The organism is Arthrobacter sp. Br18, from assembly GCF_000520555.1.
GTDB lineage: Bacteria > Actinomycetota > Actinomycetes > Actinomycetales > Micrococcaceae > Arthrobacter_D.
Genome location: NZ_KI914853.1, coordinates 1 through 3,669, shown reverse-complemented (window position 1 = coordinate 3,669; position 3,669 = coordinate 1). Strand labels below are relative to the sequence as shown.

Genomic DNA, 3,669 nt, shown 5'->3' with positions numbered 1-3,669 from the left:
TCCCGCCTGGACCCGGCGCTGTTCACCCCCTCCGCCAAAGCCGAAGTCGGCGAGCATGACGAGAACATCACCTACGACGCCGTGGTCATGGCGGTCGGTGACGACGCCGCGGCCCAACTGCGCTCGCTGACGCTTGACATCTACTCGCGCGCCGAGGCTATCGCCCGGGAGCGCGGGATCATCCTCGCCGACACGAAGGTCGAGTTCGGGCTCGACCCGCTGAGCGGGCTCATCACACTGGGGGACGAGGTGCTGACTCCCGATTCGTCGCGGTTCTGGGATGCATCGCTGTACTCGCCGGGGCAGGCGCAGCCGTCCTTCGACAAGCAGTTCGTGCGCGACTGGCTGACCTCCGACGCCGCAGGGTGGGAGCGGACGTCGCCGCCGCCACCGCTGCCCGACGCCGTCGTGGAGCGGACCCGCGGCCGGTATGTCGAGGCGTACGAGCGGCTGACCGGGCAAAGGTTCGCCTAGCGCTCGTCACCCCCCGCTCGTTAAGCACGTGTGGCGGTTATTCCGTTCGAATAGCCGCCACAGCTGCTTAACCAGCCGGGGGGTGGAGAAACGGGAAAGGGGCTACAGTCCGACGACTGGAGCCCCTTTCCTCTGATGGTCGGGGTGACAGGAATTGAACCTGCGACCTCGTCGTCCCGAACGACGCGCGCTACCAAGCTGCGCCACACCCCGAGTGCCGTCCCCCGTGTCGGCCGAAACCGACGCCGCGAGCAACTCCTCAAGAATAGCCGAGGGAACGGAAGCACGCGAAACGGCCCCGCGAAACTCCTCCACGAAGTCTGCAATGACGGGAACGAGGCCCCCGCCGGCGCACGGCCGCTTCCGCCGGGACAAGGACTGGCAAGTATTCAGGCGGATGTACTGAGTATTCGGCTGCGTGGTGCCGGCGAGCAATGGGGTATTTGCTACTCGTGCTGGTACTGCTCGTTCCTCATAGCCTCTGAATCAGAGTTCCCTACGGGCTCGGCGCAGGGGCGTCGACCCGGAAGGAACCTCTGAAGGGTCGTACGAACGGTCAGCGCAAAGAGCGCCGACCGGGAGTGACTGCCACCTTTCGTGTACTGCGAAAGCTCACTGACCGGGGTCGGCGATGTTGACAACCCTGTTGAGACCAGGGTTTCATCCCAGCCGTCGTCGACCCCTCAGTGGCCCCATCAGGGACAGCAAATCGGCGCGCGCTTTGCGCCAGGAAAGGCTCGTCTTCAGCCGGTCCAGGCAGAACGCCGGCGGAACCTGACGACGATTCCTGCAGTCGGTGGGCTTCAACAACGCCGAAGCCCTGCTCCGCCTGCCACTTCTCGTGTTCCTCGTGGAAATGCTCCTGATGAACAGCGTGGCGGCGCAGGCCGGAACACTCGCGGCTGCCTTCGGGCTGAGGTACCTGTTCCACTCCAGGGTGGTGTACCCCTGACCTCCGACGTCGATCGACTAGACTAGCGAGTCCTTCCACGCCGCGTGCAGCGTCGCGAACCGGCCCGTTCCGCCGATGAGGTCCTCTGGCGTGCCGTCCTCCACCACCTCGCCGTCGTGCACCACCAGCACACGGTCCGCGATCGCGACCGTGGAGAGCCGGTGCGCGATGATCAGGGCAGTCCGGCGGCCCAGCAGTTCCTTCAGTCCCTGCTGCACGAGGCGTTCGCTCGGGAGATCGAGCGACGACGTCGCCTCGTCGAGGATCAGCACCGCCGGGTCGGCGAGGAACGCGCGCGCGAAGCTGATGAGCTGGCGCTGCCCCGAGGACACCCTGCCGCCCCGCTTGTTGACGTCGGTGTCGTAGCCCTCCGGAAGTTCGAGGATGAACTCCTCCGCTCCCACGGCGCGCGCCGCCGACTCGATCTCGTCCCGGGTTGCTTCAGGCTTGCCCAGGGCGATGTTGTCGGCCACCGACCCGCTGAAGAGGAACGCCTCCTGCGTCACCATGACGACGGCGCGCCGCAGGTCCTTCTGGTTCAGGTCCCGGAGGTCCACGCCGTCGAGCGTGAGCCGCCCCTCGGACACGTCGTAGAAGCGCGCGATCAGCTTCGCGAGCGTGGACTTGCCCGCCCCGGTCTGTCCCACGAGCGCGACCGTCTGCCCGGCAGGAATGTCGAGCCGCAGGGGTGGAATCACCTGCGGTCCGTCGCCGTACCGGAAGCCCACGTCGTGGAACTCGACGGCGCCCCGGGGGTGAGCCAGTGCTACGGGGTTCTTCGGCGGGCGCACGGTGGGAACCTCCTCGAGGAGGCCCGACACCTTCTCCAGTGCCGCCGACGCCGACTGGAACGAGTTGTAGAACATCGCCATCTGGTCCACGGGCTGGAAGAACCGCTTGCTGTAGAGCAGGAGTGCAAGGAGGGCGCCCACTTCCAGGGAACCGTCAAGGACGCGGAATCCACCGACCAGCAGCACGACGGCGACGGTGACGTTGCCGATCAGCACGAGTCCCGGCTGGAAGATGCCGTTCAGGTTGATCGAGCGGACCGTCACCCTGCGGTAGTCCTCGGCGAGCTCGTCGTACCGGTCGGCGTTGACGCTTTCGCGCCGGAATGCCTTGACCGCGCGGATGCCGGTCATGGTTTCGATGAAGTGGACGATCAGTTTGGCGGACACCACCCGGGATGCCCTGAAGGCAAGCTGGGAGCGGCGTTGGTACCAGCGCGCGAGGAGGAACATCGGCACGGCCGCGGCCAGGATCAGCAGACCGGTCCGCCAGTCCAGCGCGAAGATGGTGATGGCGGTGAACAGCATGAATATGGCGCCGGATGCGAGGGAGCTGATTCCTGAATCGAGCAGTTCGCGCAGTGCTTCCAGATCAGAGGTCTGACGTGCGATGATGCGGCCCGACGTGTACTTCTCGTGGAACTCCAGGCTGAGCCGCTGCGTGTGGCGAAAGACGCGCAGGCGCAGATCCAGCAGCATCGCCTGGCTCAGCTGGGCCGTTGCCCGCACATAGCCCGCCGTCAGGACCGAGGCCAGGACCGCCGCGGCCAGGTACGCGCCGCCGGCAACCCACAGCCGGACGGGGTCGCCGGCAATCAGCGACGGCAGGGCATCGTCGATGCCGAACGCGATGATGGCGGGCCCGGCGACACGGGCCGCCTGGGAAATCACCACGAGCAGCACCGTCCAGATGAACTGCCGGCGGTTGGGCCGGATGAGCGAACCGAGCAGGCGGAAGGAGCGGGTCCGCACCGACCTGCTCTGCGCTTTGCTGAGCACGACGTCGTCCTCGTTGTGCACGCCGGCCGTGGTGGCGCCGTGCTGCGGAGCAGGTCCGCGTGCCGCCTCCTCGGGCGGCGGGCCCGTCGTCGTCCGGCTCATGCCAGCGCCCCTTCGTCGTTGCGCGCGAACTGGTCGCGGGCGGACTCGTCGAGTTCCGCGTCCTCGAGTCCGGTGTCGAGATCGACCGGCTCCTCATCGAGACTTGCGATCACGTAGCGGTAGTGGTCGTTCCGCGCGAGCAGTTCGAGGTGCGTCCCGACGTCCGCAATCCGGCCGTCGCGCATCAGCGCGACGCGGTCCGCAAGGGCCACGGTCGAGGGCCGGTGCGCGACGATCAGGGTGGTCGTGCCGTGCAGTACCTTGCGGAGGCGCACCTCGACCAGTTCCTCGGTGGCGACGTCGAGCGCCGACAGCGGGTCGTCCAGAACGAGGACCTGCGGTTTGGCCGCGATG

The 3,669-nt window shown here is 67.1% G+C and carries 4 protein-coding genes and 1 tRNA gene; 2 read left to right on the top strand and 3 right to left on the bottom strand.

All coding sequences use genetic code 11. The annotated features are described in order from the left end of the window. Positions 1 to 474: phosphoribosylaminoimidazolesuccinocarboxamide synthase (locus tag Y704_RS25160; RefSeq protein WP_035771824.1), on the top strand; the 474-nt coding region annotated here is incomplete at its 5' end. Positions 475 to 610: 136 nt separating this feature from the next. On the opposite strand, the gene Y704_RS0106235 is transcribed toward Y704_RS25160, so the two are convergent. Next, positions 611 to 687 (bottom strand) — tRNA-Pro (locus Y704_RS0106235). Positions 688 to 1,270: 583 nt separating this feature from the next. On the opposite strand from Y704_RS0106235, the gene Y704_RS23935 reads away from it, so the two are divergent. Beyond that, positions 1,271 to 1,426 (top strand): hypothetical protein, encoded by a 156-nt coding sequence (locus Y704_RS23935; protein ID WP_155850240.1) that lies wholly within the window; start codon positions 1,271 to 1,273, stop codon positions 1,424 to 1,426. A gap of 17 nt (positions 1,427 to 1,443) precedes the next feature. Here Y704_RS23935 and Y704_RS0106225 read toward each other — a convergent pair whose 3' ends face one another. After that, positions 1,444 to 3,315: an ABC transporter ATP-binding protein gene (locus Y704_RS0106225; RefSeq protein WP_081747440.1), complete on the bottom strand. Its 1,872-nt coding sequence runs from the start codon at positions 3,313 to 3,315 to the stop codon at positions 1,444 to 1,446. Then, positions 3,312 to 3,669 (bottom strand): ABC transporter ATP-binding protein (locus Y704_RS19365; RefSeq protein ID WP_035771823.1); only part of this gene is annotated, 358 nt, incomplete at its 5' end. The genes Y704_RS0106225 and Y704_RS19365, both read right to left, overlap by 4 nt.

Excerpts from the sequence above, each read along its gene's own strand:
- Y704_RS0106225 (WP_081747440.1), bottom strand. The coding sequence starts at position 3,315 with ATGAGCCGGACGACGACGGGCCCGCCGCCCGAGGAGGCGGCACGCGGA.